The organism is Celeribacter sp. ULVN23_4 (genome assembly GCF_054788345.1).
Map to the genome: position 1 here is coordinate 13,124 of NZ_JBTVYO010000004.1, position 26,685 is coordinate 39,808.

General features: G+C 59.6%; 26 protein-coding genes and 3 pseudogenes. 11 read left to right on the forward strand and 18 right to left on the reverse strand.

What is annotated here, in order from left to right; all coding sequences use genetic code 11:
* Positions 1–29: 29 nt before the first annotated feature.
* The 6 genes and pseudogenes from ACYBHZ_RS10750 to ACYBHZ_RS10775 all read right to left on the reverse strand — a co-directional run bounded on the left by ACYBHZ_RS10750 (position 30) and on the right by ACYBHZ_RS10775 (position 6,060).
* On the reverse strand, positions 30–839 hold the full coding sequence (locus ACYBHZ_RS10750; protein ID WP_460274283.1) for a glutathione S-transferase family protein: 810 nt from the start codon (positions 837–839) through the stop codon (positions 30–32).
* 43 nt (positions 840–882) lie between these two features.
* On the reverse strand, positions 883–1,767 hold the full coding sequence (locus ACYBHZ_RS10755) for a VOC family protein (protein WP_460274284.1): 885 nt from the start codon (positions 1,765–1,767) through the stop codon (positions 883–885).
* Positions 1,764–2,597 carry a fumarylacetoacetate hydrolase family protein gene (locus tag ACYBHZ_RS10760; RefSeq protein ID WP_460274285.1) on the reverse strand — a complete coding sequence of 278 codons (834 nt, stop codon included), beginning with the start codon at positions 2,595–2,597 and terminating at the stop codon, positions 1,764–1,766. Before ACYBHZ_RS10760 ends, ACYBHZ_RS10755 begins: the two co-directional genes overlap by 4 nt.
* Positions 2,598–2,615: 18 nt before the next feature.
* Entirely contained in the window at positions 2,616–4,154 is a 1,539-nt protein-coding gene (locus ACYBHZ_RS10765) for a bifunctional 3-(3-hydroxy-phenyl)propionate/3-hydroxycinnamic acid hydroxylase (protein WP_460274286.1), read from the reverse strand.
* A 218-nt stretch (positions 4,155–4,372) separates the two neighbouring features.
* Positions 4,373–5,278, reverse strand: coding sequence for a LysR family transcriptional regulator (locus ACYBHZ_RS10770; RefSeq protein ID WP_460274287.1), 906 nt, complete (start codon positions 5,276–5,278; stop codon positions 4,373–4,375).
* 123 nt (positions 5,279–5,401) lie between these two features.
* A pseudogene (locus ACYBHZ_RS10775) lies at positions 5,402–6,060 on the reverse strand (transposase).
* A gap of 226 nt (positions 6,061–6,286) precedes the next feature.
* Here ACYBHZ_RS10775 and ACYBHZ_RS10780 point away from each other — a divergent pair.
* Positions 6,287–6,448 (forward strand): annotated as a pseudogene (locus ACYBHZ_RS10780) (IS6 family transposase); the annotation flags it as partial.
* Positions 6,449–6,576: 128 nt separating this feature from the next.
* Positions 6,577–6,711, forward strand: a pseudogene (locus ACYBHZ_RS10785) (3-oxoadipyl-CoA thiolase); the annotation flags it as partial.
* A gap of 9 nt (positions 6,712–6,720) precedes the next feature.
* On the opposite strand, the gene ACYBHZ_RS10790 reads toward ACYBHZ_RS10785, so the two are convergent.
* Positions 6,721–7,638 (reverse strand): LysR substrate-binding domain-containing protein, encoded by a 918-nt coding sequence (locus tag ACYBHZ_RS10790; RefSeq protein WP_460274288.1) that lies wholly within the window; start codon positions 7,636–7,638, stop codon positions 6,721–6,723.
* Between the two features lie 80 nt (positions 7,639–7,718).
* On the opposite strand from ACYBHZ_RS10790, the gene pcaD reads away from it, so the two are divergent.
* From pcaD to ACYBHZ_RS10815, 5 genes are all read left to right on the forward strand, one after another.
* Positions 7,719–8,501 carry a 3-oxoadipate enol-lactonase gene (gene pcaD, locus ACYBHZ_RS10795; RefSeq protein ID WP_460274289.1) on the forward strand — a complete coding sequence of 261 codons (783 nt, stop codon included), beginning with the start codon at positions 7,719–7,721 and terminating at the stop codon, positions 8,499–8,501.
* Positions 8,498–8,878, forward strand: a complete 381-nt coding sequence (gene pcaC / locus ACYBHZ_RS10800) for a 4-carboxymuconolactone decarboxylase (protein WP_460274290.1) — start codon at positions 8,498–8,500, stop codon at positions 8,876–8,878. The genes pcaD and pcaC overlap by 4 nt, the downstream gene beginning before the upstream one ends.
* Positions 8,875–9,615, forward strand: coding sequence for a protocatechuate 3,4-dioxygenase subunit beta (gene pcaH / locus ACYBHZ_RS10805; RefSeq protein ID WP_460274291.1), 741 nt, complete (start codon positions 8,875–8,877; stop codon positions 9,613–9,615). Before pcaC ends, pcaH begins: the two co-directional genes overlap by 4 nt.
* Position 9,616: 1 nt before the next feature.
* A complete protein-coding gene (gene pcaG, locus ACYBHZ_RS10810) occupies positions 9,617–10,222 on the forward strand; it encodes a protocatechuate 3,4-dioxygenase subunit alpha (RefSeq protein ID WP_460274292.1) in 606 nt (201 codons plus the stop codon).
* Between the two features lie 69 nt (positions 10,223–10,291).
* Entirely contained in the window at positions 10,292–11,347 is a 1,056-nt protein-coding gene (locus ACYBHZ_RS10815) for a 3-carboxy-cis,cis-muconate cycloisomerase (protein ID WP_460274293.1), read from the forward strand.
* Between the two features lie 17 nt (positions 11,348–11,364).
* On the opposite strand, the gene pobA is transcribed toward ACYBHZ_RS10815, so the two are convergent.
* Positions 11,365–12,543: a 4-hydroxybenzoate 3-monooxygenase gene (pobA, locus tag ACYBHZ_RS10820; RefSeq protein WP_460274294.1), complete on the reverse strand. Its 1,179-nt coding sequence runs from the start codon at positions 12,541–12,543 to the stop codon at positions 11,365–11,367.
* A 52-nt stretch (positions 12,544–12,595) separates the two neighbouring features.
* Here pobA and ACYBHZ_RS10825 point away from each other — a divergent pair, with 52 nt between their 5' ends.
* Positions 12,596–13,483 (forward strand): helix-turn-helix domain-containing protein, encoded by an 888-nt coding sequence (locus tag ACYBHZ_RS10825; protein ID WP_460274295.1) that lies wholly within the window; start codon positions 12,596–12,598, stop codon positions 13,481–13,483.
* On the opposite strand, the gene ACYBHZ_RS10830 is transcribed toward ACYBHZ_RS10825, so the two are convergent.
* From ACYBHZ_RS10830 to ACYBHZ_RS10875, 10 genes are all read right to left on the reverse strand, one after another.
* Positions 13,480–15,036, reverse strand: coding sequence for an acyl-CoA dehydrogenase family protein (locus ACYBHZ_RS10830; RefSeq protein ID WP_460274296.1), 1,557 nt, complete (start codon positions 15,034–15,036; stop codon positions 13,480–13,482). The genes ACYBHZ_RS10825 and ACYBHZ_RS10830 overlap by 4 nt on opposite strands.
* Positions 15,033–15,908 (reverse strand): amidohydrolase family protein, encoded by an 876-nt coding sequence (locus ACYBHZ_RS10835; RefSeq protein WP_460274297.1) that lies wholly within the window; start codon positions 15,906–15,908, stop codon positions 15,033–15,035. Before ACYBHZ_RS10835 ends, ACYBHZ_RS10830 begins: the two co-directional genes overlap by 4 nt.
* Positions 15,909–15,919: 11 nt before the next feature.
* On the reverse strand, positions 15,920–17,734 hold the full coding sequence (locus ACYBHZ_RS10840; protein ID WP_460274298.1) for a feruloyl-CoA synthase: 1,815 nt from the start codon (positions 17,732–17,734) through the stop codon (positions 15,920–15,922).
* A gap of 64 nt (positions 17,735–17,798) precedes the next feature.
* Entirely contained in the window at positions 17,799–18,248 is a 450-nt protein-coding gene (locus ACYBHZ_RS10845) for a MarR family winged helix-turn-helix transcriptional regulator (protein WP_460274299.1), read from the reverse strand.
* Positions 18,249–18,258: 10 nt separating this feature from the next.
* A complete protein-coding gene (locus ACYBHZ_RS10850) occupies positions 18,259–19,581 on the reverse strand; it encodes a TRAP transporter large permease (RefSeq protein ID WP_460274300.1) in 1,323 nt (440 codons plus the stop codon).
* Entirely contained in the window at positions 19,581–20,120 is a 540-nt protein-coding gene (locus tag ACYBHZ_RS10855; protein WP_460274301.1) for a TRAP transporter small permease, read from the reverse strand. Before ACYBHZ_RS10855 ends, ACYBHZ_RS10850 begins: the two co-directional genes overlap by 1 nt.
* A 3-nt stretch (positions 20,121–20,123) precedes the next feature.
* A complete protein-coding gene (locus ACYBHZ_RS10860) occupies positions 20,124–21,167 on the reverse strand; it encodes a TRAP transporter substrate-binding protein (protein WP_460274302.1) in 1,044 nt (347 codons plus the stop codon).
* Positions 21,168–21,267: 100 nt separating this feature from the next.
* Positions 21,268–22,035: a crotonase/enoyl-CoA hydratase family protein gene (locus tag ACYBHZ_RS10865; protein ID WP_460274303.1), complete on the reverse strand. Its 768-nt coding sequence runs from the start codon at positions 22,033–22,035 to the stop codon at positions 21,268–21,270.
* 24 nt (positions 22,036–22,059) lie between these two features.
* Positions 22,060–22,824 (reverse strand): SDR family NAD(P)-dependent oxidoreductase, encoded by a 765-nt coding sequence (locus ACYBHZ_RS10870; protein ID WP_460274304.1) that lies wholly within the window; start codon positions 22,822–22,824, stop codon positions 22,060–22,062.
* A 187-nt stretch (positions 22,825–23,011) separates the two neighbouring features.
* A complete protein-coding gene (locus ACYBHZ_RS10875; RefSeq protein ID WP_460274305.1) occupies positions 23,012–23,449 on the reverse strand; it encodes a MarR family winged helix-turn-helix transcriptional regulator in 438 nt (145 codons plus the stop codon).
* A 213-nt stretch (positions 23,450–23,662) separates the two neighbouring features.
* Here ACYBHZ_RS10875 and ACYBHZ_RS10880 point away from each other — a divergent pair, with 213 nt between their 5' ends.
* The 3 genes from ACYBHZ_RS10880 (at position 23,663) to ACYBHZ_RS10890 (ending at position 26,669) form a co-directional block, all read left to right on the forward strand.
* Positions 23,663–24,697: a TRAP transporter substrate-binding protein gene (locus ACYBHZ_RS10880; protein ID WP_460274306.1), complete on the forward strand. Its 1,035-nt coding sequence runs from the start codon at positions 23,663–23,665 to the stop codon at positions 24,695–24,697.
* Between the two features lie 90 nt (positions 24,698–24,787).
* Positions 24,788–25,285 carry a TRAP transporter small permease gene (locus ACYBHZ_RS10885; protein ID WP_460274307.1) on the forward strand — a complete coding sequence of 166 codons (498 nt, stop codon included), beginning with the start codon at positions 24,788–24,790 and terminating at the stop codon, positions 25,283–25,285.
* The gene (locus ACYBHZ_RS10890) at positions 25,278–26,669 is read left to right on the forward strand and encodes a TRAP transporter large permease (protein ID WP_460274308.1); all 1,392 of its coding nucleotides are present in this window, start codon (positions 25,278–25,280) and stop codon (positions 26,667–26,669) included. Before ACYBHZ_RS10885 ends, ACYBHZ_RS10890 begins: the two co-directional genes overlap by 8 nt.
* The last annotated feature ends 16 nt before the right edge of the window (positions 26,670–26,685 follow it).

Here is a 26,685-nt window from a genome sequence, read left to right on the forward strand (position 1 = left end):
TTTTCCTCCCTTGATGATTTCTGTGTGCTTCAATCTTCGACCGGGCGAGCCTCCCATCTCGCTTTTAGGTCCGGCCAATGTCGTTCTCCCTCGGCCCGCATTCCGCGCGCGGCGCTCTCGGAGATAAAGCCTGTGACGGCGATGGCGTAGCTGTCGCGCTGCACCATACGAGAAAGCCAATCCGAAATCTCAGGCTGTTCTCCCCAGAACCCGGCAAATCCGAGGCGGTCGAGCCGATCTAGATAGGCGAGCAGGGCAATGTCGGTGAGGCCGAATGCCGGCCCGGACAGCCATTGATGCCCGGACAGAGCTTGCGACATGTCCCGAAAAGCCCCAGCCAAGACCCGAAGGCCCTTGTCGACATGGGGCGAGGAACATCCCTGTTCCATCAGGTCCATGCGCTTCAAACGCGCCAAGGGATCGGGCATGCGCGCGATATCGTCAACGATCTCCTGCGTGGTCTTATTGGCCAAAGCCCTGTGCCGCATGACTGTGGCAAAGCTCAATGTGTTCACCGCCGCGTGGATGTCGAGGCAACGAAGCAGCCACAGGCGAGTTGCTTCCGCAGCCCTCAAATCCTGCGGCATGAACTGGCCTGCATTATGCTGGCGGTCGAGATAGTAGATGATGAGACTGGATTCGCGCAGGACGAGATCACCGTCCAGCAGGGTCGGGACCACAGCCTCGGGATTGAGTGCAAGGTAGGCGGGCGCGAATTGCTCTCCCTTGGCCAGATCGACCAATTGGCTTTCATAGCGCAGGCCAATCTCCGCCAAAGCGAGCCGCACTTTCTGCGAACAGACGCTGGTGGCGCCGTGATGAAGGATGATCTCACTCATGCTTCAGCCGCACACCGGACATGGGATGCCAAGCGCTCCATCTTCATACGAAGGGGATAGCGAGCTGCGCTTGGACGCAATCCTCGCGTTTGGCGGGGGCGATACCCCATTGATCGACCCGACCCTTCGGCCAGACCCAGTCGTCCGGCGTCCCAACCCGATAGCTGTCATCGACGATCAGCACTTCGGCGGTATGTTCTACGACGATCCCAAAGGGGTCGACGAAATAGACAAAGACGTTATCCCCAGGGCCGTGGCGCCCCGGACCCCAGCCAATCGGATATCCGGCATCGCACATTCGACCAGAGGCCAGCATGACATCTTCCCAGCCTTGATGGTTGAAGGCGATGTGGTTGAGCGTATCAATCGGTGCCATGGCCAGCACCACGGCGTGGTGGTCGTCATTCGTCCGCAGGAAACCCATTTTCGCGGAGCGATCCGTAAGACGGAAGCCAAGCCCCTCTTCGAAGAACCGGATGTCTCGGTCAATATCCGCCGTGTTGATGTTCACATGGGCCAGCCGGTCCGGCATCGCTTCGCAAGAGATCGGGGCTAGCCGCGCGTCACTCTGCACGATGCGATAGAGGCGTCCGCGGCTGTCGCGTACAGAAAACCCGGTTCCGCCGCCTTCCTCGTCCAGCGGCGCGATCTCTCCCTCTTGGGTGCCGCCAGCCGCGATCATGCGGTCGCGCAACGCGGTGAGATCGGTGTCGTCCGCCGCGCGGAAGGTGATCGACACGACCCCGACGTCGCCTTCGGTCAAGCGAAGGACATAGGGATCATTCCCCGACGCGCGGAACCATTCACACCCTTCGATCCGGGCAACGGAGGCAAGCCCCCAAATGTCGCAATAGAAATTATGGGCCGACGCGAGATCGGGGACCTGCAATTCGACGCTGCGAAGGGCAAGAATGGGGAAATCGGTCATGCTTCCTCCGCGACGATGTTTTTCAGACTACCGACGCCGGACACCCGAACTTCGATCTCATCTCCTGGTTTCATCCAAACCGGTGGCGTCCGCTTGGCCCCAACCCCGCCCGGCGTGCCGGTCGCGATGACATCGCCCGGCGACAGGGGCGTAAACCGCGAGACATAGGCGATGATCGTCGGGACAGGGAAGATCATGTGCGCTATCGGAGCCTCCTGCATGACCGTGCCGTTCAGAAGGGATTGCACGAGGACATCCTCAAGGTTGTCGATCTCATCTGGAGTGACGAGTTCGGGGCCAAAGGGTGCCGTGCCGGGGAAGTTTTTGCCGGGCGTGAATTGCGCCGTATGCCACTGCCAGTCCCGAACGGAGGCATCGTTGAAACAAGCATAGCCCGCGATATGCGTCATTGCGTCGTCTTCGGAGATATTCCGACCACCTTTGCCGATGACCACCGCAAGTTCGGCTTCGAAATCAAAATCGGAGGAGACCGCCGGACGCACGACGGGCGCACCATTTGCAACCAGTGTGTCTGCGAACCGCGTGAAGATCGACGGATTGGCCACTTTCGGACGCCCGGTTTCCTGTCGGTGACTTTCGTAATTATGCCCAACGCAGAGGATTTTGCCCGGATTTGGGATGACTGGAAGAAGATTGACGACGGTACGATCCAGTCGCGTTGCCGGCCCGGAGAGGCCCAGTGCGCGGCCTGCGATCGCGGCCTTCAGATCGGTAGGAGCATCGGGCAATCCCCCCAAATCTACAACTTGATCGCCTTCGACACGACCCCAGGACATCCGTCCCTCATATTCGAAACTGATAAAACGCATTTTCTTCTCCGTTTGTCTTTATGCGCGGACCGCAGCCGGAGCGATCCCCATCGCTGAGGTCATCGCAGTCAAAGCTTGTTCAAGATCAGGGACTTTCTTCGCTGTCAGGGCGACATAAAAGTCCGGTCGCACGAGTGCCGCCGAAACGCCTCGCTCCTTGAGCCATGATGTGAGATGCCCCTCAAAGTCTCCGATCACCTCAACCTGAACGATCTTCGCGCCGATAGATTTGAGCAGCACGTCAACCCGATCCGTCAGTTTTAAGTCGGTGTCCGTCAGGAGAACCCAACCGCCGCCCGTCACAGCATCAAACAGGGAGGCCCCGTCGCCGACAGGCGGATTTATGAACCTTTCGCCACCGCCTTTTCCAACGATTGGTGAAGAAATCGGGGCAATTAGTTCTGCAGCAGTCTGAATATCCGCCTGAGCCCGGACCCTACGGTCACGTTCGGCGGCGACTTCGGGATCCAACACGCAGATGTATTTGCCCGCTTCAATTGCCTTCCCGATAACATGGCGCACCTGAGGGTCACGCTCTGGCTGGTATGTGTCGAGCAGATCCGACGGAGCCTTTGCTTTGCAGACCAAATCGAGCTTCCACGCGAGGTTCGCGACGTCACGCATTCCATGGCACATGCCCTGACCAAAGAACGGCGGCGTCTGGTGCGCCGCGTCTCCGGCCAGAAAGACGCGGCCCTTGCGCCAGCACTTGGCGACGAGTCCGTGGAAGCGATAGGTTGCCGCTCGGATGATTCGATGCGAGGCTGATCCAACCCATGGCAGTACGAGTTGCGCGACGGCGTCGGACGATGCCATGATTTGATCGTCTTCGTTCGGCAACAACATGAATTCCCATCGCCTGTGCTTTCCGCGGCCGGGCACGATCGTGGCGGGACGTTTCGGATCGCACATCATTACCGAGAGACGTTGAAGATCCGCTTCGGGGCTAACGCCTGCAAAGTCTGGAAACACAATCGGTCCCTCGACTTCGGCATCTACGACCAGCCAAGGCTCCTCAAAATCAAGGTCATCCAAAGTGATGCCGAGCGCCTTGCGGATCGTACTGCGCGCACCATCCGCACCGATCACCCATTTGGCAGAAACAGTGCTTCCATCGGACAATCCGAGGGACACCGCGTTAGGTTGCTCCATGAGGGTGTTCACCTCGACACCAAGAAGGAGCGTCACATTCTCATAACTGGCGACGGCGTCGCGAAGAACCTTCTCAAGCTCTGGCTGGTAAAAGAAGTAGTCATTCGCATAACCAAACGGACGTGATTGATCGACGCCACTGAGGTACCGAATGACACCGTGATCGGCCCCGATATGGAGGTGACCGTCCGCCGCCAGAAGTTTGTCTTCGAGGGCCGCCAGAACCCCGGCATCCCCCAAAAGGCGCACCATCTCATGGTCAAAGTGTACCGCACGGGGCAGGGCGTAGGGAGAGGTGTCCTTTTCCAGCACAATCGTCTTGAGACCCGCACGCCCAAGTAGGTTTGCGGCATAGGCGCCAACAGGCCCGCATCCGACAATGGCAACATCCCATTCACCGCTCATGCGCGATGGCCTTTGAAAAAATATTTGATTGCAGAGCGAAAATCCTCCGCTCACCGCCACCCATCGTTATATGGGCAACGGTGTCCGGCGTTAGGCGCCGGGACATCTTCTTGTTCATACATCCTCCTCAGTCGGGCTTTCAGCCTCCGACCAAGAAAGTGTGGCGTTTCTTCGCACATAGGTAAAATAATATTAACGGGCAACACCATAATCTGAGGTTATGGATCGGGAAATGCGCGCCGTGCTGCCTCAATAAAGGCTGTAGTCAAGGGAGACGGGTCGTCCGACGCCAAACGCCAGACGGCCAATTGGCGTGGCGGCGGCCCGTCAAGCAAAGGAACAGAGCAGATCAGGCCCGCATCGAGTTCGGTCGCCGCAACGGAGGCAGGGAGCAGTGACAAGAAACCCGCGTGACGCACCAATTCCTTCATCGTTGCAAGCGCATCGCAGCGGACGATGGTCTGTGGGAGGCTGACGCCGGAACTCAGGAAAACAGCTTCAAGTTGCTTGCGTGTCGCACCTGCCTCAAGGGGCAAAACCCATGGGTGTGCGGCAGCCTCTGCAACTGTCATCCCGCTGGTCGGCAGGTCAAGTTGCGGCGGGGCGAGAAGGAGGAAAGGTTCGCTCACCAGAATTTCTTCTATGATGTCACCGGGAGGGGCTTGCCGCCCCCCCGTACATAGGGCGAGGTCGACTTCCCTATCACGTAATTTTGGCAAAATATGTTCATCAAGCGCTTCCAATGACTGCACCTGAAACGGTTTTCGACTTTCGCGGATGACACCGAGAATTCGCGGCAGAAGAGCCAGTAGCGCGCCGGGCGTCCCGGCTACGCGCAGCGGCCCTTCCTGATCATTTCGGCAGCCATCGAGTTCCGCCCGTGCCTGTTCGAGAAGGTTTTCCATGGCTTTCGCGCGACGCACCAAGTGGCGTCCGGCATCTGTCAACACGGCACCTTTGCGGTCGCGACTGACGACCTGCAGCCCGGCCCAATCCTCGAGTTGAGCGATGGCCATGGAGACAGCAGGTTGAGACATGCCCAGCGTTTCTGCGGCGGACGTGAACGAACCGCAGCGGTCAACTGCAAGTAGTACCCTTAGATGTCGAGGATCGAGTGCCAACATTCGTCTCCTGTGAGTTTCATTTCGATTACACCGGATTGCGTGGGAAGGATACGTCATCGCAGTTCCAGTTTCAGCAATTCATCTCGGAAGGCCTCGGTGTGAGCGCTACGTCAAGCGCGGCTCCTATCGTCTCCGAGGGTAGGGGGGCGTCCCGTCTCCGCCAGCATACTTTCTCGGACGACCTCCGCGGAGGCCTTCCAGCCGAGGCATTTTCAGGGCGTATTGTTGAGCTGATCGCAGAGTTGTTTCAGCTCATGGTCTGGCCTCCTCGTGAGGTCCCGTGTCCGGAGCAGCCATTTGCAGACGCGTCGGCTGGGGGTCTCGACAGTGCCTTTCTGGCCCCCCGCTGAGGGCTTACGGTGTTCCTGCAGAGACCATCAAAGCTCCTGCGCCATGCCTTCTTTGGAATAAATATAGCGATAGATCGCCTCCTGACAGACACGTAGCGGCGCACGCTCATGGATCATCCGGTGGCCGATCTGCTCGGGTGTCCAGTCGTGTTTGAGCCGTTGAACGATGTCTTTGGCAAGATCTGGATGCTTGATCAGCTTTCTTTGCCGCGCACGTCGGCCATCAGCTTTCAATTGCGCCGCCGCGCCATAATAGCCCGCGTATTTTGGCAGGCTCTCGTCGACAAAATAGTTCCGCTTCAATTCGCGGTACAGCGTCGCTTTCGAGCGCTTTAACACACGCGCCATCTCGCGAACTGGCACTTTCGCACTCAGCCAGCGCTCGATTTTACGCCGTTCTTCGATGTTCAATTGCTTGTAGGAGCCACTCATGGCACAATCTCCTTATTAGATAACCCATTGGTTTCTAATAAGGGTCGCGGTTCAAGGTAGCGCGCCCCCAGTTACAAATCTGATTCTGATAATTCGTCTTATGTATAACTTTGAGATATTTCCTAATGAAGTTGATGCAGCAATTTGAAAGGGACTGTCACGTTAAGCATGGCGCGGTTTCTCATTGCAATGTCTGGACGAGTTCGGGGCGATGTAGAAACAGTTCATTGGCTACAAACGTCGCCACGTTCCGCCGGAAATCATCGCGCATGCGGTCTGGCTGTACGTTCGTTTCAACCAGAGCCTTCCCGAAGTGGAAGAGATACTGCTGGAACGAGGCATCGACGTTTCCTATGAGACCATCCGGTATTGGGGCCGCAAATTTGGGCCGCAAAGCGCCAAACACGAACGCTACATGCAAGGAGTTCGCTCGCCCGGAGGATTGCAGAGATTTGTTTCCACACCTTCGCCAACTCGTAATTGCTTTTCCGTCCCATGCCGTCGCCGCATAGCCATGGCCACCCGCTCGACATGTCCGGGGCGCGGATCACCGGCACGGCGATGCTGGAGCTGAAACCGGGCGAAAAATCGCTCTCGACCATGTGTATCGGCGTCGGTCAGGGCATCGCGATTGCTCTGGAAGCCGTCTGAGACCTAACGTCAGCGGGCGGAAAACTCCTTCGCCCGCCGATGCAACAGCGTTGCGAGAAAATCCGCAGGGCTGTCCCGCGTGAAATCGAATTTCCGCGTCAACCCCACCGCCCCGCTCATATAATCCACGCCCAGATCCAGCGTCGCCAGCCGCCCTTCCGACAGCTCCCGCTCGACCACGCCGCGTGAGATGAACCAAAGCATGTCGGAGCGTTCCACCAGCGGCAGACCGACAGGCCTCGCGACGGTTTCAAACCTTACGGACAACGCATCCTGAAGCCCCGAGGCGATCAGATATTGCATCACCTGCTGGCGAATGATCGAGCCGGGGTTTGGCAAGATGACGGGATAGCGGCGCAGAGCCTCGACCGGGCTGCCCCCCACCGCGGGATGACCTTTGCGCGCGACGAGATAGACCGTTTCGTCATAGAGATACTCGAAAGACAGCCCCGCCATATCGCGTGCAGGAGCCATGCGCCCGACCACCAGATCAAGCCCGCCGGAGCGCATCCGCTCGATCAGATAGCGGTTCGGACCGGTGATCACGGCGATCCGCGCCTCCGGGCGCAGTTCTGAGAACTCCAGCGCGACAGTGGGGAACAGCCCACTTGCCACCGTTGGCAGGACCCCTACCTTGACCACATCGGTGCGCCCACCACCGCTGATCGCGCGCACGCCCGCCTCAAGGCTTTGCAGCGAAGACAGAGCATGTCGGCGAAAGGCCTCTCCTGCGAGCGTCAGCACCACGCGCCGCCCGGTGCGCTCGAACAAAGGCGCGCCGAGCTGGGTCTCAAGTTCAGAGATGGTTTTCGACAGCGCAGGCTGAGAGACATGCCGCGCACGGGCCGCCGCAGAGATCGTTCCAGCCTCGGCGACAGAGAGAAACGCCTCAAGATGGCGCAGTTTCAATCCAGAAGGTATATCCATTTGGTTATGAATTTAGCGCCACATTGTATTTTTGTGCCAGTAAAAATTATGCCACATTGAAGAAAAGGGAAGAGACTAAAATGCACGCACTGAAACGCGACTGGGGCACCATGCATGTTCGCCATAAAGGCGGAACCGGCCCTGCCCTGGTTTTTATCAATTCACTCGGCACCGATCTTCGCATGTGGGACGAGGTTTGCGGCCACCTGCCGAAAGACTGGCGCACACTGCGCATGGACAAACGCGGGCATGGCCTCTCAGACACCGCACCCGCAGGTTACGGCATCCCGGAATTGGCCGAAGACGTCATCGCTGCAATGGACGATGCCGGATTTGACAGCGCCATTCTGGTCGGCTGCTCCATCGGCGGTCTGATCGCGCAGCACATCGCCCTGATGGCCCCCGAGAAAGTTCAGGGGCTGATTCTGTCCAACACCGCCTCGATGCTCGGCGCGGCCGAGGGCTGGCATGCCCGCATTGACGGCGTTCGGGAGAATGGCATGGCGGCGATGGCCGAAGGCATTCTGCCGCGCTGGTTCGGCCCGAAAATGCTCGCCAACCCGAATGCGCCGCTGTGGCGCACACTTTTGGCCCGCACCGACCAAGACGGTTACATCGCCACCTGCGCCGCGATTGCCGGCACCGACATCACGGATCGCCTGTCCGAGATCACCCAGCCCGCGCTGGTGTTCGGCGGCAAGCACGATCTGGCGACCCCGCCGGAAGTTGTGGAGGCGCTCGCGCGCAATCTGCCGCGCGCCGATCTTGTGATGTTCGAAGACACCGGGCACCTGCCCGCCATTGAGGCTCCGGAGGCCTTCACCGAGGCATTGATGAAATTCGTGGAAAGGATCGCAAAATGAGCGAGAAATTCGATCAGGGCATGAAGACCCGTCGTGAAGTTTTGGGCGACGCCCATGTCGACCGGGCCGAAGCCAAGAAGACCGAGTTTGACCTGCCGTTTCAGAGCCTGATCACCGAAGGTGCCTGGGGCACCGTGTGGTACTCGGACAAAATCTCGCGCCGGGAACGGTCTATGCTGACCATCGCGCTCTTGGCGGCGACAGGGAATTTTGAGGAAATTCCGATGCATATCCGCGCCACCGCGCGCACGGGTGCGTCGAAAGACGATGTGGCGGAGGCGCTGCAACACGTCGCGATCTATGCCGGGGTGCCGAAAGCGAACCACGCGCTCAAGCTCGCCAAGCAGACCTATGCCGAAATGGAGGAGACCCAATGACCAGCCTGATCACCGATCAGGGCCCGCTGATCCCGCGCAACCGCGCGATCCACCCGGAGCCCTATGACCGCGACTACAAAACATCCGTGTCGCGCTCGCCAAACCTGCCGCTTTTGTCGATGGAAAGTTCTCCGTCGGAAGAGACCGGCCCGACTTTCGGTCACAACAAACTTGGCGCTTTGGACAACAACCTGATCCTGAACTGGACAAAGGGTGCGGCGCCTGCCGTGGGTGAGCGCATCCTGATGCATGGCCGCCTTCTGGACGAGAACAACCGCCCGGTGCCGAACACGCTGATCGAGATTTGGCAAGCCAACGCAGGCGGGCGCTATCGTCACAAGAAAGACACCTATTTCGCACCGCTCGACCCGAATTTCGGCGGCTGCGGCCGGACCATCACCGATGAGAACGGCTATTACGAATTCCTGACCGTGCGTCCGGGGGCCTATCCCTGGCCGAACCGCGCCAATGATTGGCGTCCGATGCACATCCACATCTCGGTCTATGGACACAGCTTCGGCCAGCGCCTCATCACCCAGATGTATTTCGAGGGCGATCCGCTCATCGACCACTGCCCGATCGCCGCGACGATCAAAGATCGCAGCCAGCTCGACCGTCTTGTCGCGCCGCTCGACTTCTCGAAATCGCGCCCGCTCGATTTCCTCGCCTATAAGTTCGACATCGTGCTGCGCGGTCGCCGCCAGACCATGTTCGAAAACAAGCTGGAGGGCATGTAAGATGACCCAGAAACTTGACGTTTTGCAAGAAACCCCGTCGCAAACCGCTGGCCCCTACGTCCACATCGGCCTGATGCCGACCTACGCGGGCAATGGCGGCTATTACGAGGAAGAGATCGGCACGACGCCCTTCCATGACGAAAGCAAAGCCAAGGGCGAGATCATCGAGATCATCGGCTCCGTGTTCGACGGCACTGGTTGGGCGCTGCGCGATGCTCTCATTGAGAGCTGGCAATGCGACGCTGCTGGCGTGTTCCCCGGTGCGGAAGGCGCCGATCCGGCCTTCACCGGCCACTGCCGTTTCGCGGCTGACGCGGTGACGGGCGAGTTTACGCTTCGGACCGTGAAGCCGGGGGCGTACAAAGGCCGAGGTGGCGTCGAGAGCGCGCCGCATATTTCGCTTTGGGTCGTGGCCCGCGGCATCAACATCGGCCTCAACACCCGGATTTATTTCGAGGATGAAGAGAACGAGAATGATCCGCTTCTCAACCGGATCGAACAGCGTCCGCGCGTCAACACCCTGATCGCGAAGAAGATCGAAGACGGCAAATACCGGTTCGACATCCGCCTTCAAGGGCAAGACGAGACCGTGTTTCTCGATCTGTAAAACTTACATGAAATCAAATATAAGGGGCGGCAATGACCGCCCCTTTGCCTATTGATAAGGACAAACCCGATGAGCCTTTCCGTTTTCGACCACCCCTGGCTGTCCGGTCTTTTCGGCGATCCTGAGATGGCTTTGATCCTCGCCCCTGAGCGGCAGATGACGCATATGCTGACGTTTGAGGCGGCTTGGTCGCGCGCATGCGGCAAGGCGGGCCTGTTCGATGGGGCGAAGGCCGAGGAAGCTGCGAAAGCCATTGAGGCGGCAGAGATCGATCTGGCGTATATTGCAACAGGCATGGGACAAGACGGCGTACCGATCCCGCGTCTCGTGAAACAGTTGAAAGCCATCGCCCCCGCTGACGCCGTACACAAAGGCGCGACCTCACAGGATGTCGTCGACACCGCGATGGTGCTCGCCTTGCGCGAAGCTTCCGAGCTGATCTCCGAACGGCTGATGGCATTGGAAACGGCCCTGAAAACGGTCGAAGAGACGTTCGGCGACGCGCCCCTGATGGGCCGCACCCGGATGCAAGCGGCGACCGAGATGACTGTGCGGGACCGCGTTCTGGCGTGGCGTCTCCCGATTGCGGATCACCTGAAGACGCTCGACCAGAAACGTACGGATGTCGAAAAAGTACAAATTGGCGGAGCCTCCGGCGACCGCAAAGCGCTTGGTGACAAGGCGGATTTTGTTGTCGCGGAGATGGCAAAAACGCTGAGCCTCGCGCCGACCGACAAGACGTGGCAAACCATGCGACACGGAATTGCGGGCTATGCGTCTTTCCTGTCGCTTGTGACCGGATCACTGGGGAAAATCGGGCAGGACATTGCGCTCATGGCCCAGCAGGGTATCCAAACCGTGTCGATTTCCGGCGGGGGCGGATCGTCCGCCATGCCGCACAAACAAAACCCGGTCGCGGCGGAGCTTTTGGTCACACTGGCCCGGTTCAACGCAACGCAAGTCAGCGCAATGCATCATGCTCTGATCCATGAGCAGGAACGCTCCGGCACGGCTTGGAGCCTTGAATGGATGGTTTTGCCGCAAATGCTGATGGCCACGGGGCGCTCGCTCTCCATGGCCATCGAATTGGTTCAAAACATTCAAAGATTGGGCGATCCGGCGTAAACCGCCGGACCCTATTCTCAGAACGGCAGACCGATGTAATTCTCCGCCAGATCGCGGCGCGCGGTCTCGGAGGTCGCGAGGTGGTCCAGCGTCGCCTTGCGCATCTGCTCCGCGAATGCGTCTTCGCCATCGAAACGGTGCAGCATGGTCGTCATCTGCCAGCTGAACCGCATCGCTTTCCAGATCCGCGCGAGCGCACGGGCGGAGTATTCGTCGATGCCGGTCTTGCTTCCGCCGTTCACCGCATCAATCAGCGCCGTATAGAGATAGTACACGTCGGAGGCAGCGAGGTTCAGGCCCTTAGCCCCGGTCGGCGGCACGATATGGGCGCTGTCGCCCACGAGGAAGAGATTGCCCCAGCGCAATGGTTCAGAGACGAAAGACCGCAGCGGCGCGATGGATTTTTCGATCGACGGGCCGGTGATCAGGCGGCTTGCGGCTTCCGACGGGATACGGCGGGAGAATTCGTCCCAGAAGCGCTGATCCGACCAGTCCTCGACCTTATCCGAGAGCGGAACCTGCACATAATAGCGCACGAGATTTTCGTTACGCATCGAGGCCAGTGCGAAACCGTGGCGGGAGTTCGAATAAATCAGCTCATCGTTCACCGGCGGAGTTTCCGAGAGAATGCCCAGCCAACCGAAGGGATAAACGCGCTCGAACTCTTTGCGTTTTTCCTCGGGTATGGTTTTGCGCGAAACCCCGTGGAAGCCGTCGCAGCCCGCGACATACAAGCACTCAAGACGCTTGCGCGTACCCTCATGGGTAAAATCGACATAGGATTTCGTCTGATCGAGATCGTGGATTTCCACATCGGACACTTCATGCAGAACCGTCGTTCCCATGGCGTCCTGCGCGTTGTAAAGATCGGTCGTCACCTCGGTCTGGCCGTAGACCATGACCTGTTTGCCGGTCAGCTCTTTGAAGTCGATATGAACCATCAACTCCTCGTCGGTCAGGTAGCAACCGTCATGCGGAATCCCCTCCGCATCCATCCGCGCACCGCCCCCGGCTTCGCGCAGAAGCTCGACAGTACCCCATTCGAGAATCCCGGCGCGAATACGGGCCAGAACGTGATCGCGGGTCGAGCGTTCGAGAATAACAGTGTCGATGCCCGCCTTGTTCAAAAGCTGGGACAAAAGCAGCCCCGAAGGACCACCGCCGATGATGGCGACTTGGGTGGTCAAAGTGGTCATATGCGTCTCCTCCATTTTCACAAGAAGATAGCGAGACAGGCATAAGAGCAGAATGGACGCACTCGGCAATGAATGGTACTTTTCCGGCATGAGCGAGATCGGCAACATTCCTGTCTTCAACCTGTTTGGAGAAACCAGCGTCTTTCCCGACGTGATCCATTGCGAACGGATATTCGACCGGGCGCGCCTGCATGGTTGGAAAATTTCACCGCACCGACATCATCACATGGCGCAAGTGTTTCATATCGAACAGGGGCACGCCCGCGTGACGCTCGACGGGCATGATACCACCTTGGAACAGGGCGAATTTCTCTATGTTCCGCCGCAAATCGTCCACGGCTTTGCGTTTGACAAGGGTACCGAAGGCTTTGTGCTGTCCCTGCCCTCCCCCGTGGTTCAAAGGCTAGGTCCCAAAACAGCGGCGCTCACAGCCTGGTTGACTGCCGTCCATCATGGACGCCTGCCAGATACGGGCAGAAGATTGCTCGCAGAGATCGCAGAATTCCATGAATCATCTGGCACATTTCGTGCACAAAGACTGGTCGCCCTGTCCCATGCCTTGCTGATCACGCTGGCCGAAGACACAGAGCAGCCCCCCTCCGCACAAGACCCGAACCAACAGATGCAACGCCTTGATGCGCTGATCTCTGAGCATTTGGCGGACGGTTGGAGCGCCACCGATTACGCGGATGCGCTCCATATGACGGCGGGGCATTTGAACCGGATCGTGCGGACGCAAAGCGGGATGACGTTAACGGCATATTTGGAGACGGCGGTGATGACCGAGGCCTGTCGCCACCTCGCCTTCACGCGCCTTGCCGTGGCGGAGGTCGGCTACCGGCTGGGCTACACCGACCCGCCGTATTTCTCCCGCCGCTTCCGGCTGCGCATGGGCGAGACGCCGTCTCAATATCGCAGCCGGGTCGCGGGAGAAACTTAGGCCGCGAGCGGCAGGCGTACGGGCAAAGGCCGACGCGCCACGGTTTTGGCCAGACGGACCATCTCCGCATCGCCCGTCGCAGCGAGCTTGCACCAAACGGCTTGCAGCAAAAGCTCAGAGGTCAAGACCATGAAACCATGCGCTTTTTCGAGCGCCTCCGTGGCCATGGAACCCCGCGCGGCCTGCCAATCGGCAAGCAGCGAGAGGCAGGCGTCATCCCCAGAAGCAAGACGTTCAATAAGTGCGGCAAAAGCATCCGCGCCTTCAGCGGCGCGAAGCCCACGCGTCGCGGTGGCAATTGCATGGATACCATTCGCGCCCTCGTAGATCGAGGTGATCCGTGCATCGCGCCACGTCTGGCTGACACGGTATTCGGTGAGATAGCCGTAGCCCCCCAGCACCTGAATGCCGAGATCGGCGGCACGAATGCCCGCGTCGGTGCAGAACACCTTGCAGATCGGCGTCAGAAAATCGACTAGGGGACGGTTCTCGCCAAGGGTCAGCTCCGCCATTGTAAGGTAAGTCATGGCGCGGGCCCCGAGGGCGAGGGTCTTTTGCTCGTCCAGCATCCGCTGCACATCCGGGTGATCGGACAGGAGAGCTTCGGACCCGTCCGGTTTGCGGCCCTGTTTGCGCTCGCTCGCATAGGCGGACGCGATGTGATGCGCCCGGGACGCATGAGCGACGCCCTGCAAGGCGACATCGAGGCGGGCATGGTTCATCATGGTGAACATCGCCATGAGCCCCGCCCCCTCCTGACCGATGAGTTCTGCGGTCGCGCCATCGAACGCAAGTTGGCAGGTCGGCGAGGCGTGCAAGCCAAGCTTTTCCTCGATCCGCGTGACGGTCACGGCATTGCGTGCGCCACCCACGTCAGAGGGGCAGAGAAAGAGCGACAGCCCCTTGATTCCATCTTCCGGCGCGCCGGTGCGTGCAAGCACCAAATGCAGGATGTCTTCGGACATGTCCTGATCGCCACCTGAGATGAAAATTTTCTCTCCCTCGATCCGCCAAGTGTCCCCCTCACGGGTGGCCTTGGTGCGAATACGAGAGAGATCAGATCCAGCGCCCGGTTCGGTCAGGCACATGGTGGAGAGCGTTTCACCTGCCGCAAGGCGCGGAATCCAATACTGTTTCTGGTCCTCAGAGCCGAATTTCATCAGCGTCGAGATTGCGCCCGGCACGAGGTTGCAAACCATTTGCATGGCGTGGTTGGCGCCGGAGAAGATTTCCGAGACGCCCGCTGCCAGAAGCGCGTTTTGCCCCATGCCACCGAAATCTTCCGGCGCGGTGAGACCTTGCCAACCGCCTTCCGCGAGCTGATCGAAGGCGTCCTTGAAGCCGTCCGGCATAGTCACACGGCCTTCGTTCAACGTGCAGCCCTGTGCATCTCCCGGCTCATCGAGCGGGGCGATCACGCCTTCGGCGAAAGAGGAGAAATGCTCTAAGATGCCCTCGGCCAGTTCATCATCCCAATCCGGCAGACGGTCAGCTCCGGCCACTTCGCGCAGACAAAAGAGAATGTCGTCCAAAGGCGCTTTGAAAGGGGTCATTCGGACACTCCCAACAGGCGCATGGCGTTTTCTTTCAGGATCAGCGGGCGCACGTGATCCTTGAAATCCGCCTTATCGAACGCGTCGAGCCATTTCTCCGGCGCGATCATCGGCCAGTCGGAGCCGAAAAGCATTTTGTCCTTCAGCAGCGTGTTGGCGTACCGCACGAGGATCGGCGGGAAGTATTTCGGCGACCAGCCGGAGAGATCGATATAGACGTTCGGCTTGTGCGTCGCGACCGACAGAGCCTCTTCCTGCCACGGGAAGGACGGGTGCGCGAGGATGATCGGCATGTCCGGGAAATCGACGGCGAGATCGTCCATATACATCGGGTTGGAATACTTGAGACGCATGCCGTTGCCGCCCTTCATGCCTGAACCGACGCCGGTCTGGCCGGTGTGGAACAGCGCGGGCTTGCCGCTCTCCGCGATGGCCTCATAGAGCACATAGGCGTTGCGGTCGTTCGGGTAGAAGCCCTGCATTGTCGGGTGGAATTTAAAGCCCTGAATGCCGTGGTTTTCGACCAGATCACGCGCCTCACGCGCGCCGAGCTTGCCCTTCGCCGGATCGATCGAGGCAAAGGGGATCAGGATGTCAGAATGCTTGGCCGCCGCGTCGGCGACCTCGTAGTTGTCATACCGACGATAGCCGGTTTCGCGCTCCGCATCGACCGGGAAGATCACGGCGGCGATGTTCATCTCGCGGTAATGCGCTGCGGTCTGGTCGATGGTCGGCGGGTGGTTCCACGGCGCGCCGAAATATTTCGCCATAGACGCCTGCAGATCATCATAGCCATCGTCGTGGTGACAGCCGCAGGCCTCCTCGGCATGGGTGTGAAAATCAATCGCTCTGACTTTGGAGAAATCTACCATTTTTCAAATCCTTACACGCGAATGAGGGCCGGATCTTCGTTGTCGTAGAGACGTTCGAGCAGATCGGCGCGGCGGGTGATAACTTTGCGAGTGTTGATCGAGCCTTTGTCGGTGATCTCACCGTCTTTGACCGACGGTGGCTCGGCCAGAATGATGGCGCGGGCGATGCGCTTGGCGGAGCCGGAGGCGGCGCGGGCCATTTTGCGCAACACGTGGTGAATTTCGGCCTGAAGATGTTCGTCGATCACGGCCCCTTCCGAGCAGTTGTCGCCATGAAGATGATCGGGACGAGGGAAGACAAAAAGGCCGATCTCGCCCCGGTCGTGACCGCAGACGACGACATCAAGGACCAACCCGCGCAGGGCTTCCAAAGCGTCGAGACGCAGCTTGCCCGCCTGCACCCAAGTGCCGGTCAGAAGTTTGAAATCCTCGGAAACGCGCCCGTCAAAAACAAGACCTCGGTCGGGATCGTCGCCATCCACGAATTTCACCGCATCCCCCGTGATGAAAAAGCCTTCTTCGTCAAAGGCCTCGGCGGTTTTCTCCGGATCGTTGAGATAGCCCGGCATGACATTCGGACCTTTGACCCGAATTTCACAGCGCATCTCGTCATCCGGGAGAAGTTTCACCTCGACGCCGGGGATCGGCACACCGATCACACCGGAGCGACCGATATGTTCGTGTACCATGACATTGGCGGGAGCGGTTTCCGTCAGGCCCCAGGAGGAGATCATCAGCGGCAAGTGACCGCGCACTTCAAGAGCCATTTCCTCAAGGCGGGTCCAGATGTCCTGCGGCAGAGACGCACCGGCGTAGAACAGCATGTCGAGGTCTTTGAAATAGGCCTCGCGCAGCGCCATGTCGTGCTCCATTTCATGCACCAGCATGGAGAACCCCACAGGCACGTTGAAGGCGAAATTGCCCGCCTTGTCGGTCACGTTTTCAATCGTGTGCTTGAACAGCGCTTTCGTCGGCTTGCCATTGTCGATGTAGAACGAGCCGCCATGCAGAAGCATCATATTGACGTTATGCGAGCCGCCAAAAACGTGGTTCCAAGGCAGCCAATCGACGATACGCGGCGGGCGCTCTTTGGTGAACGGCAGGACGGAGGCCATCTGCGCTTGGTTGGCGCACATCATGCGCTGGGTCGTCATCACGCCTTTCGGATCGGACGAGGAGCCGGAGGTGAAGAGGATTTTCGCCAGCGTGTCCGGGCCGACTTTGGCATGCACGGCAGAAAGGTCCACGCCCGCATCCCCTTTGAGAAGCTCGGCAAAAGGGGTCACGGGGCGTGGCGCGCCCTCCGGGAGAGAGGCCACGATTTCAATCCCGTCAAGCTCCGGCAACGCAAGCGCCTTGGCATAACGTGCGGCATCATCGACAAAGGCCATTTTCGGCTTGGTCTTGTTGATGGCGTATTGCAGACGGAAATGCGCTTCCTCAATGAGGGAATATTGTTCAGCGAGCGGCACGGTCGGCACACCAGCCCATTGCGCCCCGAAAGACAGCAAGGCGTGATCGACCGAGTTGCCGGACATGATCAGGATCGGTGTGGTTTCATCGAGACCGCGCGCGGCGAGAGACGCGGCGATGGCTTTGACGCGCTGAAGCACTTCAGCATAGCCAAGCTCGCGCCACCCCGCGCCGGAGCGCTCGGCCAGATAAACGTGATCCGGGCGCTCAGCGGCCCATTTTTCCAGCCACACCCCGGTGTGTTCAACCACCGGGTCGAGCGGGACGTTCGAGGTGAGAATAAAATCGTTTGCCCGACGCTCCATCCGAACCGAATGCGGCGCAATCGTCAGCCCCGTGATCGTATCTTTCATGCGTTCCTCCCATGATCCTATGCCAAGGCCTCTCCTCAGGCCCGTCGCAGCGCTTCGCGCGCCGTTATTCTCTGCGAACCCGTCCCAGAAGATCGCGCAATGTCTCGCGCTCCTCTGCCGTCAGGTTGCGAAACAGAGCGTCCTCATGTGCGTGGACGGCACGCTCTGCCTCTCTCCAAATCTTGTCGCCTTCCTTGGTCGTCCGAAGCGCGTATTGCCGACGGTCGCCCTCGACCCGACCGCGTTCAATCAGATCTGCGCTCTCTAGTTCGTCCACCAGCACCACCACGCCGGAGCGTTCGATATAAAGCGCCTCGGCCAGACGGCTCTGGGAGATGTCCGGGTTTTCCTGAACGATCGCCAGTGCGGAAAATGAGGTCATCCGCAGACCCAGAGGCTCCAGAACCTGCGCCAGATCTTCCCGCACGGTCAGAAAGGCGCGTTTCATGGTGTAGCCTACGAATTGTCGCAGGTTCTGCTCGGTGATCTCGGTATCTTTGACGTACTTACTCATCATCTCATCCTCAGTTCGCCACCAAATCCACCAGCCAATAGCTGAGTGCGGGGAAGCTCACCAGAAGCACGATCCGGAAGCCTTCGGCGATGATGAAGGGCATTGTGCCGCGGAAGATTTGGCTCGTTGGGATGTCCTTGGCCATCGAAGAGATGACAAAGAGGTTCATCCCCACCGGCGGCGTGATCAGCCCGACCTCGACCACCACCAGAGAGATAATGCCGAACCACATGGCCTGTTGCTCCGGCATCAGGCCGAAATCGAGAGCCATGATCGTTGGGAAAAACACCGGGACAGTCAGAAGGATCATCGAGAGGCTGTCCATGACGCAACCCATGATCAGATAGAAGACGATGATGCCCAGCAGGATCACAATCGGAGCCACATCGGCCTGCCCGAAATAGGCGGCGACATCGGCGGGCATTTGGCTAAGCGCCAGAGCGACGTTGAAGATGTCCGCACCAAAGACGATGGCAAAGATCATCGCGGTGGAGCCAGCTGTGTCGATCAGGCAATCAAGGATGGTCCGCGCGTTCAGGCCCTTGGTCAGAAGCCCGGTGATGAGCATCAGAACCACACCGACGGAGGCGCCTTCGGCCGGGGTGAAGAACCCGCCGTAGATACCGCCCAGCACAATGACGAAGATCGCGACGACGTGCCAGATGTCTTTCAAAGCCTTCATACGTTGGGCAAAGCTCGCCGGTTCATGGGTCGGACCTTCTTTCGGGAAGAGCCGCACATAGACCGCGATGGCGATGCAGAAACCGATGACCGCAAGCGTGCCGGGAATGGTGGCCGCGAGGAAGAGTTTGACGATGTTCTGCTCGGTCAGCAGCGCATAGATGATCAGCACGACAGAAGGCGGGATCAGAATGCCGAGCGTGCCGCCCGCCGCGAGAGAGCCTGAGGCCAGAGCGCCCGAGTAACCATGTTTGCGCATCTCCGGCAAAGCGACCCGCGCCATGGTGGAGGCGGTCGCCAGAGACGAGCCGGAAATCGAGCCGAACATCGCGCAGCCCGCGACAGAGGCCATGGCGAGACCACCGCGCAGGTGGCCGATCCAGGCATTCGAGGCAGCGAAGATCGCAGCGGAGATACCGGAGCGGGTGGCGAGATGGCCCATGAGGATGAAGAGCGGCACGATGGCCAGCTCATAGGACATGAACTTGTCGACCCAAGCGGTGTTGAAATAGGCCATGAGCGCCCAAGGTGAGGCGAGCGTGATATAGCCCACGGCGCCCACAAGCCCCATGCCGAGCGCAATCGGCATCCGCGCGAAGATCAGCGCCAGAAGCGCCACGACCATGATGATGGCAATCGTCAAAGGTTCCATCAGCGCACCTCCAACGCGCGAAACGCGCTGCTCATCATGGGCAGGGATTGCAACAGGGCGACCACGGCGGACAGCCCCATGCCGAAGATTGCGGGCACATAGACCCACCAGATCGGTGCGCGCAAAAGCATCGTCCGGTCACCGTAGTCGTGCATTTCTGACAAACCGATGCTCAGACGCCATGTGACAAAGGCCCAGCACAACGCGAAGATCAGCGTCCAGACGCCATCGAAACGGCGCTGGGTCACGGGTTTCAGCCAGAGGGTGAAAAGATCGACCATGACATGGCCCTTGTTGAATTGGCAGAGCGGCAGGAACAGCGAGGCACAGGCCGCACAGGCCAGCTCCACCAGTTCGAAATCGCCGCGAATGCCGCCAAGCCCGAGATTGCGCATGACGACAGACAGGGTGACGGTCAGGGAGGCGGCGAAAATCACCGCGCCGCCGATCCCCGCAGAGATCAGGCAAATCGCCCGGAGGATGCGAAACAGGGGGGTATGCTCCCCCTGCTCGCTGTCGATATGAAGCCGCTCGGCCATGGCTCAGCCCTGCGCGTCGAGAAGTTCGTTGGCGCGGGCAACAATCGCCGCACCATCGTGACCGGCTTTGTTCAGCTTTTCGATCCAGTTGTCATAGATCGGCTGAGCCATCTCACGCCATTTCTCGATCTCCGCACCCGGGATGGTGTGAATCTCGTTGCCTTGCTTTTCGACCATACTGCGGCCAAAGGCTTCGAATTCGTCAAACTGCGCGCCCAGACGCTGCGACAGGGCCGCGCCGGAATGCTCGTCGATCACCTTGCGCAGATCGTCGGACAGACCTTCGTATTTGCGTTCGTTCATGACGAGGGCGAAGGTGTTACAGTAAACACCGCGACCGCCGGCCTCGGGTTCGTTGGTGACAGAGGTAAGTTCCTGAAGTTTGAACGCCGGGACAACCTCATAGGGCAGACAGCAACCGTCGATCACACCGTTGGACAGGCCCACGACCATTTCGGTCACCGGGAAGAACACGGTCTCCGCCCCCATCAGGGAGAGCATCTCACCCGTCGCCTGGTTCGGCGCGCGCAGTTTGAGGCCCTTGAAGTCTTCCACCGAGTTGATCTTCTGACCACGGGTGTGGAACTTGCCACCGTCATGGGTGTGGAAGGCGAGCGGCTTCAGGCCCTTGTATTCATTCTGCCCGAACTCCTCCATGAGCTGCTGCATCGCGATGGAGGTCTTTTCAGCATTCTTCACCATAAACGGCAGCGCAAAAGTCTCCGCCACCGGGAAACGGTCAGGCGTATAGACCGGCAGGGTCCATGTGATGTCTGCAATGCCTTGGCGCGCCTGATCGGCAAGCTGGGGCGGTTTGCCGCCGAGCTGCATCGAGGGGAACATCTGGAATTCGATCGCACCGTCGGTGGCGTCCGAAATTTCCTTGGCCCAGACATCGAAGAACCGGGTCTGCATCGGGGCAACGCCCGGCAGGAAGTGGGCAACGCGCAGCGTCACCTCAGCAGCGTGGGCTTTCTTCAAAAAGGCCGGGGTCGCGAGCGCCGCGCCCATGGTGGCCAGTGCCGTACGTCGTGTCATCGTCGTCATGTGTTTTCCTCCCAATCATGACATATGCCCGTGTTGCGGGTCGGTGTTCTGTTGGAGCGGGCGGCCTCCTCTCCGCCCGTCTCACACGCGCGAAAAGGTCTTAGCGGAAGACCGGGGCGCGTTTCTCCAAGAAGGCCTTCAGGCCCTCTTCGGCGTCTTCACTCGTTTGCGACACGGCGGCGCACATGCTTTCCATGAACAGCCCATCCGCTTTCGCCATGTCTTCGATCCGGCTGATGGCCTGAATCATCATGTAATTCGACAGGGTCGCATTCTTGGCGATCTTGGCCGCAAGTTTCTGCGCCAGAGCCAGCGCTTCACCCTCGCCCACCGCGTAATGGGTGAGCCCCAGCGCGAGACCTTCCTCAGAGTTGTATTTGCGCCCGGTCAGCATCATCTCACACATGCGATCCGCGCCAATGATGCGCCCGACACGTACCGTCGCACCGCCGCCCACAAAGATGCCGCGCATCCCTTCGGGCAGTTGGAAGATCGTCGAAGGCTCCGCGATCCGCACATGGGTCGCTGCCGCCATCTCAAGCCCGCCACCGATCACCGCACCATACATGGCGGAGATCACCGGCAGACCGCCGAATTGAATTTTCTCCATCACGGAATGCCAGTTGCGTGAATGGCGCATGGTGCCTTCGGCATTGCGGGCGACATGCTCGGAAAGATCAAGGCCAGAGCAATAATGCCCCTCGGAGCCAGTCATGATCACGACGCGGACGCCTCCGGGCGGGTTCGAAAAGAAACCGTCAATGGCATCCAAAAGCTCATCGCACATGGCGTTGCGCTTGCCGGGACGGTTCATGGTGAGAGTGGCAATCGGCCCCTCGATCTCGATTTTGAGGATCTCGCTGGTCATTGTCTGTCTTCTTCTCAACTTGTCTTATTTGATCGGCATACGCGCAGAGGCGTCGAGGCGAATGGTGGTGCCGTTCAGCATCGGGTTCTCAACGATGGACTGCACAAGGCGCGCATATTCGTCGGGATCGCCCATCCGCGAAGGGAACGGCACGGATTTCAGAATGTCGGCGCGAATATCATCGGGCAGGCCCGCGCTCATCGCGGTCTCGAACAAGCCCGGCGCAATCGCCATGACGCGAATGCCGAAGCGCGCAAGCTCGCGCGCCGCCGGGAGCGTCATGGACGCCACGCCACCTTTCGAGGCGGAATAGGCGGCCTGCCCGATTTGACCGTCTTCGAAGGCAACCGAGGAGGTGTTGACGATCACACCGCGCGCGCCGTCTTCATCAATCGGATCGGCGGCTGCCATAGCCCGCGCCGCGATGTTCATCACCGCATAAGTGCCCAGCAGGTTGACGTTCAGCGCCTTGGCAAACGTGTCGATGGTGAGCGAACCGTCGCGCGGCAGAATGCGTCCCGCCGTCCCGATGCCTGCGCAGGACACGACGATGCGCGGGGTGCCCAAGTCCTGTTCAATCTGAGCGAAGGCGGCTTCGACCGCCGCAGGATCACTGACATCAACCGCATATCCTGCGCCGCCGATTTCCTCAGCCGCGCGCTTTGCCGATGCTTCAGACAGGTCGAGTACGGCAACACGTGCCCCCTGCTCCGCCAGACGTTTCGCCGTCGCAAAGCCGAGGCCGCTGCCCGCGCCAGTGACGGCAGCGACAAGCCCTTCGATCTTCATGAAATTTCCTCCCGTTTGTGAGAACCATGCAAAAGCATAATTGTTCTGTCAATTAACAATTATATTTCTGACGTATATCGCAAATGCAGAAACTTGAGAGAAAATCGAAAACCATATAAAAACAAAGCCCACACCAAAAAGGCGCGGGCTGGATCATGAAGCCATTGCTGCAATGCAGAAGGGGTGGTCAGGGCTTTTTTTCGAGAATCAACGGCGCACGACTCAGATGATTGCCACCTTCCGCAGCCTTCGCCGCGAGGCGCAGGAACTCCTTGCGTTCCTCCGACGTCAGCCCGGACAGAATCTCATCTTGAAACTGCCGCACGACGGGGATCAGCTCATCAAGCATCGTTTCCCCGACCTCCGTCAACGAAACGAGACGCGCCCGGCGGTCCTTGGCGCAGATGTTCCGATGAATCATTCCTTTGGCTTCCAGCCGGTCAAGCACTCCGCCAATTGTCGCACGGTCATAGGCAATCATCCCGGCGAGACGCGCCTGTTCGATGCCAGGGTGCGCCCGAATCGCATTGAGCGCGGCGAACTGAACAGAGGTCATCGTCTGGCCGTGAGACTTCATCTGCTCGGTAAAAACCGACATGGAAATCTGGTTCAAACGACGGATCAAATGTCCCGCCATGTTGTGAATTTCGAGAGCCATCTGTCCCCTCTTTCCCTGCCTTTTTCCCAGCCTTTGCAGCGCATTGTCCTCCCCAATGCCCCAATCCTATGACGCCGGTCAATAATAAGTATGCTTACAAGATTGACACAGATCAATAGTAAGTATACCTACTATATTGGCGCAACGGGAGTGCGCCCAGAGACAAGAGGAGGAACTCACATGCTTTTTAAGGCAAAATTGCTCGGCACCATTGCCGCAGCGACCATCGCCACTGCAACGTCCGCTTTCGCACAGGACGTCACGCTGATCATGCACCATTTCCTGCCGCCGGTATCCAACGCCCATAAGGTGATGCTGGAACCCTGGGCCGAGAAGATCAAAGCCGACAGTGAGGGTCGCATCGACGTTCAGATTTATCCGTCCATGTCGATGGGCGGCAAACCGGGTGAGCTTTACGGTCAGGTCCGTGATGGCACCGCCGATATCGTCTGGACTCTTCTTGGCTATACGCCGGGCGTGTTCCCGCGCACCGAAGTGTTCGAACTGCCGACCGTGCACAAGGGTTCCGCCACCGACACCACCATCGCGCTGAATGCCTCGCTCGATCTGCTCGCCGAAGATTTCGAGGACGTGCATATCCTGTTCCTCCACGCCAATGACGGCAACCTGATCCATTCGGGCGGCAAGGAAGTCACCACGTTTGAGGATGTCGCGGGCATGAAGCTGCGCACGCCGTCCCGCACGGGCGCTTGGCTGATCGAAGCGCTTGGCGCAGAACCCGTCAGCCTGCCGGTTCCGGCCGTGCCCGAAGCCCTGTCGAAAGGCGTGATCGACGGTGCGATGACCACCTATGAAATCGTGCCTGCGCTCAAGCTTCAGGAACTCGACAAATACACCGCCGAATTGCCCGACGGGGATCGTTTCGGCACCGCCGTCTTCATGGTCGCCATGAACAAGGACGTCTACGAAGACCTGCCCGACGATCTGAAAGCCGTGATCGACGCCAATTCCGGCGTGAATGTCGCCGCCGAGATCGGCGCGATGTGGGAAAACTTCGAAACCGCAGGCACCGAAGCGCTGGACGCCGCAGGTGTGACCCGGAACATTTTCTCGGCGGAAGAGGCAGCCAAGTTCAACGCGGCCGGCGAACAAGTCGTCGCACGTTGGGTGGATGAAGTCTCCGCCAAAGGCATCGACGGCACAGGCCTCGTCGACGCCGCCCGCGCCGCCATCGCGGCTGCGCACGGCGAATAAGACCACAACGCCGACCAGATCGGAGAGGCGGGCCCGGCGCGTCTCTCCACCACCACCCCGAAACACGCACCCTAATCCGGGAGGCATGCTATGTACGCTTTTGTCACGCGTCTGGCTGATTTCTTTGCCATGCTTGGAGGCGCCATCCTTCTTGTCATCGTTTTGGTGACGACCACCAACACTGGCGCCTTTATTCTTGATCGGCTCCTTGGCCTGTTCGGCCTCAACGTCTCCGGCCTTCCCGGCTATGAAGATTTTGTTCAGCTCGCCATTTCCGGCGCAGCCCTGATGTTTTTCCCCTTCACCCAAGCGTCGCGCGGGCATGTTGCGGTGGACCTGTTCGTCGCCAACGCCCCGATGCCGGTGAAATGGATTCTCGACCGTATGTGGCTCACGCTCACCGCCGGTGTCGCGCTGTTTCTGGCGTGGTGGATGGTGCAAGGCATGGTCGAAGTGCGCTCTGACGCCGCCGAAGCGGGTGTGCTGGGCTGGCCGATCTGGCCGTTCTACCTCCCCGGCATCGCCTCCATGATCCTTTGGGCCATCGTGTCCGTCAGCCAAATGTTCGGAGACGCGCGCTATGCTTGATCCCATCACCATCGGGGTCGTTGGCCTCGTCATTCTTTTCGGTCTGCTGATCCTGCGCATGCCCGTCGGCATCGCCATGATCATCGTCGGCATCGGCGGCACCTACGCGCTGTCGCTTGCCCTGCCCTATGTCCGTTTCGTACCCTATATTCGTCAGTTCAAAACGCTCCTTTGGGAGAACGTCGCGAGCTATGATCTCTCCGTCGTGCCGCTGTTTGTCCTGATGGGCTATATTGCGGCGGAAGCACGGCTGTCCTCCGACCTGTTCAAAGGCCTCGAAGCCCTGTTGTCGCGTCTGCGTGGCGGCGTGGCGATGGCGGCGATTGCGGCCTGTGGCGGCTTTGGCGCAGTCTGTGGCTCCTCGCTCGCGACGGCCGCGACCATGGGCAAGGTGGCCCTGCCGGAACTCAAGGCACTTGGCTACAAGGATCGCCTCTCCGCAGGCGCGCTGGCCGCAGGCGGCACGCTCGGCATCCTGATCCCGCCGTCAGTCGCACTGGTGATCTATGCGATCATCGTCGAGGGCTCGATCCTCAAGATGTTCCAGGCCGCTGTCGTTCCGGGGCTTCTGGCCGTGCTGTCCTTCATCCTCGTGATCGCCGTTCTGGTCCGGGTGAACCCGTCGCTGGCTCCCGAGCCGCGCCCGATGCCGCGTGAGGAACGCAACCGCGCCCTCAAACGCCTCTTCCCGGTGATCGCCATTTTCGGCGCGATCATTCTCGGGCTGGGCTTTGGCCTTTTCACCCCGACGCCCGCGGCCTCCATCGGTGTGTTCCTGATCGCCGTCTACGGCTTCATCCTGCGCGCCATGACCGGCGAAGGGCTGAACTGGGCAAGCATGAAACGCGCGCTGCACGCCACGGCGATCACCTCCGGCATGATCTACCTGATCCTGTTCGGTGCGGAAGTGCTCAAGGGGTTCTTCACCCGCTCCGGCCTGCCGCAGGCGCTCTCTGAGTGGGCCGCGAACTCCGGCATGGACCCGATGCTTGTGCTGGTCCTGATGCTCATCGCCTTCGTAATCCTCGGGTGCTTTATGGAAAGCCTCGCGATGATCCTCGTCGTGGTGCCGTTCTTCTGGCCGACCCTGATCGCACTCAATGGCGGCGAATATGTCACCGCCGATATGGCCGCCTTCGGCATGGACAATGAGGACTTGAAAATCTGGTTCGGCATCCTTGCGCTCATTGTGGTCGAACTTGGGCTGATCACGCCCCCCGTCGGCCTCAACGTCTTCATCATCTCCTCGCTCGCCAAGGACACACCCATGTCCACCGTCTTCCGCGGTGTCATGCCCTTCCTTGGCTCCGAGGTCATCCGTGTGGGCCTCATCCTGATGATCCCGGCCCTCACCCTCACCATTCCGCGCCTCATCGGCGGCTGACACATAAGGAGACACT